Raw genomic sequence first — 14,213 nt, forward strand, 5'->3', positions numbered from 1 at the left:
CACCAAGTATGTGCGCGAGTGCTCCGTCTCTTTGGCTCCCCTCACTGCCCCGCCAGCCGATCGGCAAAATACCCGATCGTCTTGCGATAGATCACCGCCCTGTTCCATTCGCGCATGGCCTCGAAATTGGCGGTGCCTTCGCCGTAGGGCTGGCCCATCTTGAAGCCGCTGGTGTGGAGCAGGTTCGCGGTCGAGGCGAGCACGTCGGGGACGCTGTGGCGGAGATCGACGTGGCCGTCGCCGTCGAAATCGACGCCGTACTTGATGTAGGAGGACGGCAGGAACTGGGTCTGGCCGATCTCGCCCGCATAGGCGCCGATCAGGTCGCGCAGCGGCAGGTCACCGCGCTGCACGATCTTCAGCGCCGCGAGCAGCTCGCCCTGGAATAGCTCGGTGCGGCGGCAGTCATGCGCGAGCGTCGCCAGCGTGCGGACCACCGGCAGCTTGCCGATGTCGCCCTTGCCGAAATCGCTCTCCAGCCCCCAGATCGCAACCAGGATATAGCGGGGCACGCCGAACTGCTGCTCGATGCGTGAGAGCAGCGCGGCATGGCGCTGCAACAGCGCCTTGCCGCCATTGATGCGGCCGGGGCCGACGCGGGTCGAGACATACTGCTCGAAGCTCTTGTTGAAGGTGTAGCGCTGGCGCCGGTCGAAGGCGAGCACCGCGCCGTCCTGCTGCACGCCGCTGAGCGCCGCGCTGGTCACGCTCGCCGAGACGCCGGCGGCCTGCGCTTCCGAGGCCATGCTGGCGACAAAGCTGTTGAAGTCGCCGCCGCAGCGCGCGGCTTGCGCCGATCCGCCGGCCAGACAGGCGATGAAGGCGATGGCCAAGGCGTATTTCGACATTCGGATGAATCCTACAGGGAATGGGCGGGAGAGCGGCGCGCGATCATGCCCGGGAACCAGATTCGCGTCAAAGCGGCAAATCCTCACCAGAACCAATCGCATCCTGGCTCGACGAATGAAGTCCGATGTCGCGACCACTGCATATCTCATGCGCTCGCTGCGGCATCGCAGCGCCAGCGATTTGCCTTGCCATGGCATGGCGCCGGTTATAACATTCTATTCTAGGTTGTCGCCCCGCCAGCCCCGGGCGACGCTGAAGACCAAAATAAACGGCGGGCTTCGCGGCCCGCCGTTTGTTGAGGCAAGGGTGAGGCAAGGATCTCCTAAGGAGCGCATCGGGTTTTACGAAGCGTTGGACTCTTCCGCCCGACATCGAGGCGCCTCGTAAATGGGTTCGTCGATCGATCGCGCAGCTGGTTCTGCCGCTGCAGGGTCCGCGCCCAGCCACCGGAAACCTGCCAAAGTCATTTGACTATGGCCCCCTGATCGACGAAAAGCCGGCCATGGCCAAAAAACCCGGAACCAATCCCAAGGGCGAATTCGCCTTTTTCAACGTCTTCTATGAAGACGGCTCACAACGCTCCAACCGGCGCGTGCCCGCCGAATTGCTCGGCGGCCTCGACGGCGACGAGCCGGCCCGCGCCTATATCATGGAGCAGGACCGCGAGATCGCCGAAAAATCCGGCCGCCCGGCGCTTGAGATCAAGAACCTCGAGCGGGTCGGCGCGAAGAAGAAGTAGGTCAATCCAGGCAGGCGCTCACCAGCGTCCGCTCCGCCTGTTCCAGGCAAACAGCAGATCGGCAAACCGGTCATAGAAGAACCTGGTGAACGGCAGCGCCACGCGATTTCCGAACAACCCCGCAAGCCACCCCTCCCTCGGCGTCAGCCTCCACAGCGCAATCGCGACATCCGCGCCGACGATGAGTTGGCCGGCCTCATCGGTCGCATGCAGGCGGCGCCTGATGTCGCCGAGCGTGGCGCCAAAGCACGCCAGCGCCTCGGGCTGCTCGTTGATATCCCTGAATTCGATCCTACCCGCGCGCACCAGCGCCAACAGCTTGTTGCGCTGCCAGTCGATGCCGGCATTGCAGACAGGGCAACGGGTGTTGTACCAGACGGTGAGGTGAGCCGGCATCATCAAAGCATAGATGTCGATCCTTGCGACGTCGAGGCTGGAGCCATCCACCCGGAATTCCAGAATCGATGCGCCTCTCTGGTCGGGTGTATATTCGATTGGAAAAGCATGAGCCTCTATTGGGCTGAACGCTGTCGAAGTAGGCGTGAACGAAAACGGCGGGCTTTCGCCCGCCGTTCTTGTTTCAACAGACCACCAAGTGGCGGCGTTTGAACTAGTTATCCAGGAACGACCGCAGCTTCCTTGACCTTGACGGATGCTTCAACTTTCGCAGCGCCTTCGCCTCGATCTGTCGAATACGCTCTCTCGTCACCGAGAACTGCTGGCCGACTTCTTCCAGCGTGTGGTCGGTGTTCATGCCGATGCCGAAGCGCATGCGCAGCACGCGTTCTTCGCGCGGGGTGAGCGAGGCCAGCACGCGCGTGGTGGTCTCGCGCAGGTTGGACTGGATCGCGGCGTCGATCGGCAGGATCGCGTTCTTGTCCTCGATGAAATCGCCGAGGTGTGAATCCTCTTCGTCACCGACGGGCGTCTCCAGCGACAACGGCTCCTTGGCGATCTTGAGGACTTTTCGGACTTTCTCCAGCGGCATGCCGAGCTTCTCGGCCAATTCCTCAGGAGTGGGCTCGCGGCCGATCTCGTTGAGCATCTGGCGCGAGGTGCGCACGATCTTGTTGATCGTCTCGATCATGTGCACGGGGATGCGGATGGTACGCGCCTGGTCGGCGATCGAGCGGGTGATCGCCTGCCGGATCCACCACGTGGCGTAGGTCGAGAACTTGTAGCCGCGGCGATACTCGAACTTGTCGACCGCCTTCATCAGGCCGATGTTGCCTTCCTGGATCAGGTCGAGGAACTGCAGGCCGCGATTGGTGTATTTCTTGGCGATCGAGATCACGAGACGGAGGTTGGCTTCCACCATCTCCTTCTTGGCCTGGCGGGCTTCGCGCTCGCCCTTCTGCACCGAGTGCACGATCTTGCGGAACTCGATGATCTCCAAGCCGGTCAGCGCAGCTAACTGATGCACCTCGTGGCGGAGGTCCTTGATGCGGTCCTTCTCGTGATGGACGAAGTTCTTCCAGCCCTTGGCCGACAGCTTCGAGACACGGTTGAGCCAGCGCGGATCGAGCTCCGAGCCGGTGTAGTTGCGCAGGAAGTCTTCGCGCGCGACGCCATGGCTGTCGGCAAGGCGCATCAGGCGGCCCTCATGCGAGACGAGGCGCTTGTTGATGTCGTAGAGCTGCTCGACGAGACTGTCGATACGCGCCTGGTTCAGGCGCAGCGACTTCACCTCGACGATGATCTCGTCCTTGAGCTTGCGGTATTTGCGCTCTTGGTGCGGCGAGAGCGAGGGCCCGTGCGAGGTGCTCTCGAGCTGGTTCTGGATGTCCTGCTCTTGCAGCTTGCGCAGCTTCTTGTAGCTGTCGGCGATCTTGTCGAAGATCTCGACGACCTTCGGCTTGAGCTCGGCCTCGATCGCCGCAAGCGACATCTGGTTCTCGAACTCGTCGTCCTCGTCCATGTCGGCTTCGGCGGCGGATTCCGCCGGATCCTTCGCGGCGTCGCCGACATTGCCGGGCGCAGGCGCGGCGCGGAACGGGGTCGGCGCCGGCGGTGCGGCCGGCGGCGCGACATGCGCGGGCGCGGCGCCGGTGGCCTGGCCGCCTTCGGCCGTCGCTTCACCGGTCTCGCCGTTCGGACCGGCGATCATCGCATTGTTCATGCCGGCCTTGGCATCGGGCCCGGCATAGGTGGCTTCGAGATCGATGATGTCACGAAGAAAGATTTTTCCTTCGTTGAGCTCGTCGCGCCAGATGATGATGGCCTGGAAGGTCAGCGGGCTTTCGCACAGACCTGCGATCATCGCCTCGCGGCCGGCCTCGATGCGCTTCGCAATCGCAATTTCGCCTTCGCGCGACAGCAGCTCGACGGTGCCCATCTCGCGCAGATACATGCGCACGGGATCGTCGGTGCGCTCGCCCGGCTCGCTCTTCTTGACCTCGGTGACGGCCTTCTGGGTGACTTCGACGAGCTCGTTGTCGGTCTCGTCCTCGCCGCCTTCGTCCTTGTCCTCCTCGCCTTCGCTATCGTCGGCTTCGGTGACGTTGATGCCCATGTCCGAGAGCATGGACATGATGTCCTCGATCTGCTCGGGAGAGGTCTGGTCGGACGGCAAAACTTCGTTGAGCTGATCGAAGGTCACGAAGCCGCGCTTCTTGGCCTGCTTGATCATCTTCTTCACGGCCGCGTCGGACAGATCGAGCAACGGCGAGGGCGCGTCCTGGGAGTCCTTCTCCGGCGCGTCCGCTGCCTTGTCGTCTTTTTCCTTGTCCTTCGCCTGCAGCGTCTTTGCCTTGGTGGCCATCCATTGCTCCTAAACGCGTTTCACACAGACGTTCGCCGCGCCCGCGCAAAATCACTTGAACCTGTTGCTCGATGCTCTCGCTTCGTCAGATCTCGACACGGAAAGGGCGGCGCGGACCTCTTGTCGCCACCCCCGACCTTTCACTCGCCGGATTTGCCTAACGCTTCGTAGAGCCTCTTTGTCGCAGCGGATACAGGTGTAGTGCCAACAGCAATTGCGCGGATTCATTCCTGACGCGTCTGTTCTGCCTGCGGCCGCCTGGTGGCCAAAGTGCTACAAGACCGTTAAGCCTCGATTAACCCTGTTTTTGCCGCCAAACCTCGGATTTGGCGAGTCTTTTAGCGGTTCCGGTCCCGGCCGTCCGCATGATTCTTTCATCACACGCTCTTCTGGAACCGGCCCGACAGCTCGCCAAAACCCTCGATCAGGGCCTCGGTGCCGTCGACTTCGCCTATCCGAGCCTTGACGTCGCGCAGCCACGCCATGTTGGCCTCGCTGGGATCATCCCCCAAGGCCAGCTCGGCGTCTTTCAGCTCTCTAAGTAGTGAATGGTACTGCCGATGCAAGGCGACCAGCTGATGCCAGGTGGAGAGAACGTCGTCCCGTGCGGCGCCCTCACGGGCGCCCCACACCGCCGCGGTCGTGATACCGCTCTCAACCCTTTGAAGAGCCTGCGAAAATCCGCCCTTCTCGAGATCGCTGCGCATCTTCTCGGCGAGCTCGCCGGGGTCCGGCGAATGGTGATGGTCGTTGGCAAAGGCGGCGATGATGCCGGCCCGGAGCTTATGGACCTCGGGATGGGCGAGCTCCAGGGCCGCGACTTCCTCGAGATGATCGTGCAGCAGCCAGGGGTGATTGATCAGGATTTGCAGGATCAGGGCCTCCCGGCGGGAGATGGCGCTGCGCTGGCCGCGCATGATCGGGCTTGCCGCGAGCTGCGCGCTCGCCGCCTGGTAGGGTCCGGAGGGCAGCTGGATGGGCCCGGGTGGGCCGCGGCGGCCTCCAAATCCCTGACCGCCGAATCGATTCGCGCCTCCCCCACCGCGGGGCTGGAACTGACGGCCGGCCGAGCCGGGGCGGAAATTGCCACGGCCGCCGCCGAAGCCGCCGCGTGCGCCTTCGGGGGCAAAGGCGCGCTGAAGCCGCTCGGCAAGATCCTGCCGGTAATAGCGCCGCACCACCTCGTCGCGGATGCCGTTGGAGAGCTCCTTGATGCGCGCCTCTAGCGCGGCGCGGCGCTCGGGCGTGGCGAAATTGCCGCCTTCGAGCTCGCGCGACCAGATCATCTCGGCGAGCGGACGCGCCGCCGCGATCACCTCCTCGATCGCGCCACGACCGCCGGAGCGCACGAGATCGTCGGGGTCCTGCCCTTCCGGCAGCAGGGCGAAGCGCAGACTCTTGCCGGGCGCGAGGAAGGGTAAGGCGAGATCCGCGGCACGATAAGCGGCTTTCTGGCCGGCGCGGTCGCCGTCGAAGCAGAGGATCGGCTCGTCCGCCATTTTCCAGAGCAGCGCGAGCTGGTTTTCAGTGAGCGCGGTGCCGAGCGGCGCCACGCTGCCGGCAAAGCCCGCGGTGACCATGGCGATGACGTCGACATAGCCTTCGACCACGATGAGGGGGCTGCCGTCATGGGTGGCTTTGCGCGCGGTCTGGTGGTTGTACAGATTGTCGCCCTTGTGGAAGAGCGGCGTCTCCGGCGAGTTCAGGTACTTGGCCGGAACGTCCTTCTCCAGCGCGCGCCCGCCGAAGGCGATGACGCGGCCGCGCAGATCCATGATCGGAAACATCACGCGATCGCGGAAGCGATCATAGGGCACCGGGATGTCGTTGCCGGCCACCAGCATGCCGGTTTCGACCATGTCGTCGACGGAGACGCCGAGCTTGCCGAGATGCTCTTTCAGCGCAAAGCGATCAGGTGGCGCATAGCCCAGCCGAAACTGCAATTGCGTCGCCGGCGAGATCGCGCGGTCGGCGAGATAGCCGCGCGCCTTGGCGCCGACGCGCGAGGCCAGCGTCTCGGCAAAGAACTTGGCGGCGAGATCCATGACGTCATGCAGCGAGCGGCGCCGCTGCTCCTGACGCGCTGCATCCGGCGTCACCGCTGGCAGCGGCAGGCCCGCCATATTGGCGAGCCGCTCCACGGCCTCCGCGAACGGCAGGCCGTCGGTCTCCATCATGAAGCTGATGATGTCGCCGTGCTTGCCGGAGGAGAAGTCGTGGTAAAAGCCCTTCTGGTCGTTGACGTAGAAGGACGGCGTCTTTTCCTGCTGGAACGGCGACAGCCCCTTCCACTCTCGCCCCGCCTTCTTCAGTTTGACGCGCTTGCCCACGACTTCGGAGACCGAAAGCCGGGCCCGAAGCTCGTCGAGGAATTGGGGCGTGAAGCGCATCAGGTTGATTTCTGGGGTGAGTCGGGCGTTTTGCCAACGAATAGGCATATAAGGATGCCCCCGGGAAATACGATGCACTTAGGGCTTCTCCCGGCTATTCACAGGTCGAAGATTCGACGGAAAGCTTGAACCCGGCCCGGTTCCACGCTTCCATGGGGGCCATGTTCAGGACCTTCCGAGGCGGCCAGAGCGGGGGTTGGCGCATCACCTCGATTTCGCCGGTGACGGGCGAGCCCCTCGCCTTCATGCCAACGCTGTCGGTCACCGACAGCGAGGCCATCGCGTTGCCGCTGGTGCCCTCGCGCAATGCTTGGCGCCTGGTCGGTGTCGCGAGCAGCTTGCGCTACACCGAGCGCCCGGAGAAGCAGCAGCTCACTGCCGTGCAGGCCGGCCTCGGCCGGCTGGAAGCAACCAGTGGGGCGCTGATCCCGATCCGCAAGTCGCAGGCCTGGTGGGATCTGACCCAGGAAGAGCGCCGCAGGATCTTCGAGGACAAGTCGCATCACATCGCGAACAGCCTGCGCTTCCTGCCTGCGATTGCGCGGCAGCTCTATCATTGCCGCGACCTCGGCGGGCCCTTCGACTTCCTGACCTGGTTCGAATTCGCGCCTGCGCACGCCTCGCTGTTCGAGGAGCTGGTCGCGATGCTCAGGCGAACCGAGGAGTGGAGTTATGTCGAGCGCGAGGTCGACGTGCGCGCAGTGAAGGAAGTGCTGTCGGGCTAGAGCCCAAGAAAGCGGCCGGATTCGATGCGCGGCAGATCGGTGACGGGCCAGTTGTAGATGTAAGTCCAGGCCGGTGCCGTCACCCCGTCTGCACCTGTCACGTCGACCAGCTGGCGCAGATATTCGGTCGGCTCCGGAAAGCCCTCGCCGCAGGCCTCGTACATGTCGAGCTCGCGCAAGAGTTCGTCGGGCACGCGCAGGTGAAAGAGTTCGCCGTGGGCGCGGTCGGACGGCACATCGGAGAGCAGCAGCCCCGGATAATGCGTCACCAGAACGAGCCGGCCGCGGCAGGTCGCTTCACCCAGAAAATCCGCGTGGCCCGCAAGCAACCGCGCCATCGGATGGTCGAAGCCGCGCATCAGCGTGCCGTAGACGAAGAGACGATTGGAGGTCATGGCCTTCTATAACCATCAATCGGCAGCGTGCAAATCGCAGCGGATCTACAAAACCTCCGCCTCGAGTGTCTCGCCGCTGCATTGCTCGTCCGACACCACCCTGATGGTCACGTCCATGGCGTCGAACGCGCCGGCAGGGCCGATATAGACGCCGTGCAGCGGGATTGCCTGGCGCGGATCGCGGGCGACCGCGACGCGGATGAGGTCGCGGGTGCCGACGATGCCGTTGGTCGGATCGAACTCGATCCAGCCCGCGCTGGGCAGGTAGACCTGGACCCAGGCATGCGTCGAACCGCCGCCGACATGGCGCTGCTCGATATCCTCCGGCAGGAAGATGTAGCCGGAGACGAATCGTGCGGCGATTCCGAGATGACGCAGCGCCTCGATCATGAACAGAGCGTAGTCGCGGCAGGTTCCGCTACCGGACTGCAAGGTGTCGAGCGGATGCTGCGTGCCCAGCTCGTGGCGCTTGCGGTACTTGAACCGCTCGCGGATACCGTGGGTCATGCCGCTCAGGATCTTGAAGGTCGGCGTCGGCGCGTCCTCGTCGAGAAAGCCGCGCGCCCATTCCGCGATCTCGCCATCGGGATCGGTATATTGCGGCGTGATGTAGTGGACGAGGTCGGGAAACTCCTCATCGTCATACGCGAAAGGATAGAAATAGGCCGAGTCGTCCGGCGTCAGCGCGAACTCCTCGACCGGATTGTGCTCGACGGTGACGTGCCAGTCGAAGATCAGCGCGTCCGCGCGCTCGTCGAAATTCGCGATCGCGACGGAATTGCCGAACACGTCGTGGATCCAGTGCAGCGACATCGGCTCGGGCGATATCTCGAGCCTGGAGTCGAGCACGCGCAGATCATGCCCGTCGCGCGGCCGCAGCATGATCCTGTGTTCGCCGAACGCCACGGGGCGGGTGTAGCGATATTCGGTCTTGTGATGAATCGTCAGCAACGGCATCGTCAGGCAATCATGGTGATGTCGGGCGGACCGATCTATAGCAATCCCGCCCGATTCTTCGGGGTGACTGCTGTTTCATTAGGCAATCAGGATGGCTTTAGACACAATCGGGGCGACCAATCAACTCCTCAGCGAGGGTGACGTCCCCCCGGTGCACGAGGTGAATGCGCAAGGGACATCGCCTTTTTTGCTCACCTCGGACCACTACGGAAGGGTCCTGCCGGCTGCGCTTGGCGATCTTGGCGTCGCCGAGAACGAGCTGACGCGGCATATCGCCTGGGACATCGGCATTGGGGGCGTCGCCGACCGGCTGGCAGAGATGCTGGGCGCACATCTGATCGCCCAGCGCTATTCGCGGCTGGTGATCGACTGCAACCGCCCGCCCGCCGCCGTGAGCTCGATTCCCCTGATTTCCGAAGCAACCGCGATCCCGCGCAACGAGGGAATTTCGGAGCAGGAGCGCAAAGCGCGCCGCCGCGAGATTTTCGAGCCCTATCACCGGCATATCCATGCCGCGATCGACCGCCGCGTGCACGACAAGCGGCCGACGGTGCTGGTGTCGCTGCACAGCTTCACGCCCGTTTACGCCGGCGTCGCGCGTCCCTGGCACATCGGCGCGCTCTACAATCGCGACACCGTGCTGCCGCAGCTGCTGCTCAGGCATCTCCGCAGCGAGAGCGATCTCGTCGTGGGCGACAACGAGCCCTATGCGGTGAACGACCTCACCGACTACACCATCCCCGTGCACGGCGAAGCTCGCGGCCTCGTCAATACCGGCATTGAGATCCGCCAGGATCTGATCGCCGACCAGTCTGGCCAGCAACAATGGGCCGAGCGGCTGGCGCGGATTTTTGCAGAGATCGAGGTTGAACTGCGGGCGGAAAGGCTGGTCGATTAGCCCGACGGCGGTTATTTCGCCCTGGTCAGCGCCAGCCAGATGCCGCCGCCGATCATGAAGCCGCCGGAGATGCGCGACATCATGCGGGTGCGGCGAGCCGAGAAGAACTTCCGGGCCCGCCCCGCGGCGATGGCGTAGAGCGCGTCCGTCATCACCGCAGTGACCATGAAGGTGGCTCCCAGCAGCGCGACCTGCGGGAAGTGGTCGCGGTTCATGTCCATGAACTGCGGGATGAAGGCGCCGAAGAACACCAGCACCTTCGGGTTCGACAGCAGCACCAGGAAACCTTGCAGGAAGAATCCGCCGCGCGGCGGCGCCGGCGGCTCATCCACATTGACGCCCTCGACCGGCGCCCAGATCAGCTTGATGCCGAGCCAGACCAGATAGGCGGCGCCGGCAAAGCGCACCCAGTCGAACCAATACCCCATGGTCGCCATCAGCGAGGTCAGTCCGACCGCGACGATGCCGATGACGATAGCGAGGCCGGCCTGCGCACCGGCCACATTGGTCAGCGCCGCGCGCGTGCCGTGGCGCAGCCCGTTGGCGATAACGAGGGTGACGATCGGCCCCGGCAACAGCGCGAGCGCGATGCAGGCGGCAAGGAAGGCGAGATAGGCTTGCAGAGACATCATGGGGAGGACTCGCTGGGAGCGGTTTGCGGCATTAATGCATGGCGAGGGCGGGAACGGAAGTCACGACCTTGCGCTTGACATGCAATCATTTGGTTGCCTATTATCGCCGCCATGGATGAGGTCTTCAAAGCGCTCGCCGATGCGTCACGACGGTCGCTGCTCGACAGACTTCACGCCAGGAACGGCCAGACGCTGAACGAACTCTGTGAAGGCCTCGCGATGACGCGCCAGGCCGTGACCAAGCACCTTGCCATTCTGGAAGAGGCCAATCTGGTCACGACCATCAGGCACGGCCGCGAGAAGCTGCACTATCTCAATCCGGTTCCGATCCATCAGATCGGCGAACGCTGGATCAAGAAATTCGAGCGCGGCAAGCTCGCCGCACTCGGCGAGTTGAAACGCCAGTTGGAGAAGCGTGATGAGTAAGCCGCAATTCGTCTATGTCACCTACATCGAGACAACGCCAACGAGGCTGTGGGAGGCGCTGACATCGAGCGAGTTCACCAAGCAATACTGGTTCGGCGCCGAGGTCAGGTCCGACTGGAAAATCGGCTCCCCTTTCGCGCTGCTGCTGGACGGCGAGACCACCGATTCCGGCGAGATCCTCGAAGCCGATCCGCCGCGGCGGCTGTCTTACAGCTTCAAGCACCAAAAATACGAGGAGCTGCGCGGTGAGCCGATCTCGCGGGTGGTCTTTACCATCGAACCGTTCGGCTCGCTCGTGCGTTTGACGGTGCTGCATGACGGCTTCGTCGAAGGCGGCAAATATTTCGGCGCCGTTTCCAACGGGTGGCCGGCGATCCTGTCCGGGCTCAAGAGCCTGCTGGAAAGCGGCAAGGTGCTGGCCATTCCGCACGCAGCCCTCAACAAGGGATTCGATGCAAGATGAACCTCGATCGGTTCAAGCCGCTCACCGTCTACACGATTTACATCGCCGCGACGCCGGACCAGGTGTGGGAGGCGCTGACCTCCGCCGAGTTCAGCCGCCAATATTTTTCCGGCTTTGCGGTCGAGATGGAGCCAAGACTCGGCGGCAAATTCGTCGTGCGCGCGCCTGATGGCTCGGAACACATTTCGGGCGATGTGTTCGAATACGATCCGCCGAACAAGCTGACGGTGACGTGGAACGTCAACTGGCCCGACCTCGTCGCAAAGCTCGGCGCGACGCTTGTCACTTACGAGATTGAACAAGCCGGCGAGGCCGTCCGCCTCACCGTGAGCGAACGCCACGACCGCCCGCTCAGCGACGACATCCTTTCCGGCGGCCGCACCGGCTGGCCCGCAATCCTGTCGGGGCTGAAGAGCCTGCTGGAAACGGGCAAGGCGCCGCAGATCAAGATGGCGCCGCCGGCGCAGATGCTGGAAGCGTTGAAGGCGATGGGTATCAAGACGCCGTAGCGGGCGAACTCCGTGTCGTCATCGCTTCTTCTTCACCGGAGGCGGATTGATTTCGTCGATCTTGCGACTGCAATCCGCTTCCGAGTCGTGCGGGCCCGAGACAAAGGTCCCACTGACCTTGATCGCGTACCAGCCCGACTCGACGCCGAGCCGGAGCGCTTCTTCTGTCTTGACGTGCCGTGGCGAGAGAGCTTGCATCGGTTGAGTTTGCATCGGGTGCTTTCGGTTGGCGTTCGATCTCATGATCGATCGCGGTGAAACCTTCAGGTGTCCGCGGCACGCGCCTGCCGCGTCCAACTCACCGCTGGAGTGGGCAATATGCGCGACGACCGCTGTTACGACGTCGCTACGAGTCGGCTCCGCCGCTGCGAGGGAATGAGGCGCTTCACGTCGCGCGAATAGTCGTGGCGCTGCATAGGCGCAGAAACGACAGATCTTTCGACATTCCCGCACCGTGCGCGCAATCGCCGCAATTAGCTATCATTTTCTCGCCCGTGCCGCACTTTTGAGGCGCCAATTGCCGCCCGCGACCGAATAAGCCGTCAAAGCCTTGTGATCGGCCGCTTCGTAGCCATGTTACGAGCTTAGCCAAGGGAAAATCGTATGAAGCTCCGCGTCGGGTTTGAGATGCTGTACGAATTCCCGCAGCCCACGCCTATGATCATGGTGCTGGGCACGCACTTCACCCGCGCCTCCGATGTCATCGTGCCCGACCTGCTGACCACCAGACCCTCGGTGCCGATCACTCCCTATCGCGACCTCTTCGGCAATTGGTGCAGCCGCATCGTGGCGCCGGCTGGCGCCTTTCGCCTTGCCGGCGACGGCGTCGTGAGCGACAGCGGCCTGCCCGATCCAGTGTTCCCGAACGCGGCTCAGCACGCCGTCGAGGCGCTGCCGACCGACACGCTCGTCTATCTGCTCGGCAGTCGCTACTGCGAGACCGATCGCCTGTCGGATATCGCATGGAAGTTGTTCGAGCACACGCCGCCCGGCTGGGCGCGGGTCCAGGCCATCTGCGATTTCGTTCATCGTCACATCGCCTTCGGCTATGAGCACGCGCGCGCGACCAAGACGGCGCGGGAAGCCTACGACGAAGGCAAGGGCGTGTGCCGCGACTATGCTCATCTTGCCATCGCGTTCTGCCGCTGCATGAACATCCCGGCGCGTTACTGCACCGGTTATCTCAGCGACATCGGCACGCCGAAGCCCTGGGCCGTGGGAGATTTCGCCGGCTGGTTTGAGGCTTATCTCGGCGGAAGCTGGCACATGTTCGATCCGCGCAACAACACGCCGCGGATCGGTCGCGTGTTGATCGCACAAGGACGCGATGCCGCGGACGTCCCGATCACCCAAACCTTCGGTCCGAATACCCTTGTCAATTTCAAGGTATGGACCGACGAGGTTGCCTGATGACAGACAGCAGCGTTGCACTCAGCGCCGATGAATTTGCGTCCTTGGCCGAGATCGGCAAGGGCAAGGCGCAAGGCGAAATCCCGCAAGCGCACGGCGAGCGCCTGACCAACCTCGGTTATGCAATCAGGCGCCTCGGCGAACTCGAACTGACCTCATCCGGCGAACGCCGGCTGGCAACCGGCGAATAGCTCGCTGCCGTTGCGTCCGGCTTCCCGCTACGCCACCGGCACCACGATCCGCCGATAAAGATGCCAGGTCGCGTGCCCGAGCACGGGCAGCGTCACCACCAGCCCCAGAAAATACGGCAGCGCCGAGACGATCAGGACCATCACGATCACCGCGGCCCAGCCAATCATCGGCAGCGGGCTGGCCACGACCGCGCGCACGCTTGTCACCATCGCCGTGACGAAATCGACCTCGCGGTCGAGCAGCAGCGGAAACGACACGACCGTCAGCGAAAACAGGATCAGCGACAGCACCGCGCCGACCGCGTTGCCGATGCCGAGGAACAGCAGGCCCTCGTTCGTGGTCAGCACCACCGTCATGAACTCCTGCAGGCTCGAGAACGAGGCATGCAGGCCAAGCAGCAGCGCGATCAGAAGCCGCACCTGATACATCCAGACCACGAACACGAACAGCGTGACGAAGGCCATCCAGCCGATCTCGCTGCGCGCGCGCACAGCCGACCAGATCGCGCCGAGCGAGACGGGCTCGCCGCGCTCGCGACGGCGGCTGACTTCATAGAGCCCGATCGCCACGAATGGCCCGAGCAGCGCGAAGCCGGCGGCCAGCGGATAGACCAGATAGACCATGCCGAACGCAGTGAAGCACAGCATGATGGCGATGCCGCCGGCGGCGTAGAGCGTACCGAAGCAGAGGCCGTAAAGCGGCAGCGCCTGGAAATCCCGCAGGCCTTCGACCAGCGCCTCGGCGATGTCGGTCGCCGCGACGGGACGCACCACCGGGTCGACCTTGCCCGAAATGGACATCAGCTTCCTCCTCGTTCGCCGGCGCGATCTCCGTCGCACGCGGATTGACTCGATCTTAGCGTCCCCG

General features: G+C 63.7%; 17 protein-coding genes. 8 read left to right on the forward strand and 9 right to left on the reverse strand.

Translation table 11 applies throughout. The features are described 5' to 3' along the window. Positions 1-41: 41 nt before the first annotated feature. Positions 42-848, reverse strand: a complete 807-nt coding sequence (locus IVB36_RS24710) for a lytic murein transglycosylase (protein WP_085360517.1) — start codon at positions 846-848, stop codon at positions 42-44. A gap of 503 nt (positions 849-1,351) precedes the next feature. On the opposite strand from IVB36_RS24710, the gene IVB36_RS24715 reads away from it, so the two are divergent. Further along, on the forward strand, positions 1,352-1,588 hold the full coding sequence (locus IVB36_RS24715) for a hypothetical protein (RefSeq protein ID WP_007614643.1): 237 nt from the start codon (positions 1,352-1,354) through the stop codon (positions 1,586-1,588). 18 nt (positions 1,589-1,606) lie between these two features. Here IVB36_RS24715 and IVB36_RS24720 read toward each other — a convergent pair whose 3' ends face one another. From IVB36_RS24720 to dnaG, 3 genes are all read right to left on the reverse strand, one after another. Beyond that, a complete protein-coding gene (locus tag IVB36_RS24720; RefSeq protein ID WP_247296247.1) occupies positions 1,607-1,984 on the reverse strand; it encodes a DCC1-like thiol-disulfide oxidoreductase family protein in 378 nt (125 codons plus the stop codon). A gap of 214 nt (positions 1,985-2,198) precedes the next feature. Then, positions 2,199-4,349, reverse strand: a complete 2,151-nt coding sequence (gene rpoD, locus IVB36_RS24725) for an RNA polymerase sigma factor RpoD (protein ID WP_247296166.1) — start codon at positions 4,347-4,349, stop codon at positions 2,199-2,201. Positions 4,350-4,726: 377 nt separating this feature from the next. Beyond that, positions 4,727-6,739 carry a DNA primase gene (gene dnaG, locus IVB36_RS24730; RefSeq protein WP_247296168.1) on the reverse strand — a complete coding sequence of 671 codons (2,013 nt, stop codon included), beginning with the start codon at positions 6,737-6,739 and terminating at the stop codon, positions 4,727-4,729. Positions 6,740-6,900: 161 nt separating this feature from the next. Between dnaG and IVB36_RS24735 the strand changes: the two genes are divergently transcribed. Then, positions 6,901-7,464 (forward strand): chlorite dismutase family protein, encoded by a 564-nt coding sequence (locus IVB36_RS24735; protein ID WP_018453613.1) that lies wholly within the window; start codon positions 6,901-6,903, stop codon positions 7,462-7,464. On the opposite strand, the gene IVB36_RS24740 is transcribed toward IVB36_RS24735, so the two are convergent. Further along, positions 7,461-7,859, reverse strand: a complete 399-nt coding sequence (locus tag IVB36_RS24740) for a gamma-glutamylcyclotransferase family protein (protein ID WP_247296171.1) — start codon at positions 7,857-7,859, stop codon at positions 7,461-7,463. The two genes, IVB36_RS24735 and IVB36_RS24740, sit on opposite strands and share 4 nt — an antisense overlap. Before the next feature lie 45 nt (positions 7,860-7,904). Then, positions 7,905-8,816, reverse strand: a complete 912-nt coding sequence (locus IVB36_RS24745; RefSeq protein ID WP_018453611.1) for a transglutaminase family protein — start codon at positions 8,814-8,816, stop codon at positions 7,905-7,907. 91 nt (positions 8,817-8,907) lie between these two features. Between IVB36_RS24745 and IVB36_RS24750 the strand changes: the two genes are divergently transcribed. Further along, positions 8,908-9,714, forward strand: coding sequence for an N-formylglutamate amidohydrolase (locus IVB36_RS24750; RefSeq protein WP_247296173.1), 807 nt, complete (start codon positions 8,908-8,910; stop codon positions 9,712-9,714). 11 nt (positions 9,715-9,725) lie between these two features. Here IVB36_RS24750 and IVB36_RS24755 read toward each other — a convergent pair whose 3' ends face one another. Beyond that, on the reverse strand, positions 9,726-10,346 hold the full coding sequence (locus IVB36_RS24755; protein ID WP_085384410.1) for a LysE family translocator: 621 nt from the start codon (positions 10,344-10,346) through the stop codon (positions 9,726-9,728). A gap of 111 nt (positions 10,347-10,457) precedes the next feature. On the opposite strand from IVB36_RS24755, the gene IVB36_RS24760 reads away from it, so the two are divergent. Genes IVB36_RS24760 through IVB36_RS24770 form a run of 3 tightly spaced genes read left to right on the forward strand, consistent with a single transcriptional unit; the run spans position 10,458 to position 11,744 of the window. Continuing rightward, positions 10,458-10,772 (forward strand): metalloregulator ArsR/SmtB family transcription factor, encoded by a 315-nt coding sequence (locus tag IVB36_RS24760; RefSeq protein WP_007614659.1) that lies wholly within the window; start codon positions 10,458-10,460, stop codon positions 10,770-10,772. Continuing rightward, positions 10,765-11,235 carry an SRPBCC family protein gene (locus IVB36_RS24765; protein WP_204512327.1) on the forward strand — a complete coding sequence of 157 codons (471 nt, stop codon included), beginning with the start codon at positions 10,765-10,767 and terminating at the stop codon, positions 11,233-11,235. The genes IVB36_RS24760 and IVB36_RS24765 overlap by 8 nt, the downstream gene beginning before the upstream one ends. Then, the gene (locus tag IVB36_RS24770; protein ID WP_247361000.1) at positions 11,232-11,744 is read left to right on the forward strand and encodes an SRPBCC family protein; all 513 of its coding nucleotides are present in this window, start codon (positions 11,232-11,234) and stop codon (positions 11,742-11,744) included. Before IVB36_RS24765 ends, IVB36_RS24770 begins: the two co-directional genes overlap by 4 nt. 18 nt (positions 11,745-11,762) lie before the next feature. Here IVB36_RS24770 and IVB36_RS24775 read toward each other — a convergent pair whose 3' ends face one another. Continuing rightward, positions 11,763-11,987: a hypothetical protein gene (locus tag IVB36_RS24775; protein ID WP_007614662.1), complete on the reverse strand. Its 225-nt coding sequence runs from the start codon at positions 11,985-11,987 to the stop codon at positions 11,763-11,765. Between the two features lie 360 nt (positions 11,988-12,347). Here IVB36_RS24775 and IVB36_RS24780 point away from each other — a divergent pair, with 360 nt between their 5' ends. Further along, complete coding sequence (locus IVB36_RS24780) at positions 12,348-13,154, forward strand: transglutaminase family protein (RefSeq protein WP_018453605.1); 807 nt, start codon at positions 12,348-12,350, stop codon at positions 13,152-13,154. Next, the gene (locus IVB36_RS24785) at positions 13,154-13,345 is read left to right on the forward strand and encodes a hypothetical protein (RefSeq protein WP_018453604.1); all 192 of its coding nucleotides are present in this window, start codon (positions 13,154-13,156) and stop codon (positions 13,343-13,345) included. Before IVB36_RS24780 ends, IVB36_RS24785 begins: the two co-directional genes overlap by 1 nt. Positions 13,346-13,372: 27 nt before the next feature. Here IVB36_RS24785 and IVB36_RS24790 read toward each other — a convergent pair whose 3' ends face one another. Then, a complete protein-coding gene (locus IVB36_RS24790; RefSeq protein WP_018453603.1) occupies positions 13,373-14,146 on the reverse strand; it encodes a DUF2189 domain-containing protein in 774 nt (257 codons plus the stop codon). Positions 14,147-14,213 lie beyond the last annotated feature (67 nt).

The organism is Bradyrhizobium sp. 35, from assembly GCF_023073215.1.
Taxonomy (GTDB): Bacteria; Pseudomonadota; Alphaproteobacteria; order Rhizobiales; family Xanthobacteraceae; genus Bradyrhizobium; species Bradyrhizobium canariense_D.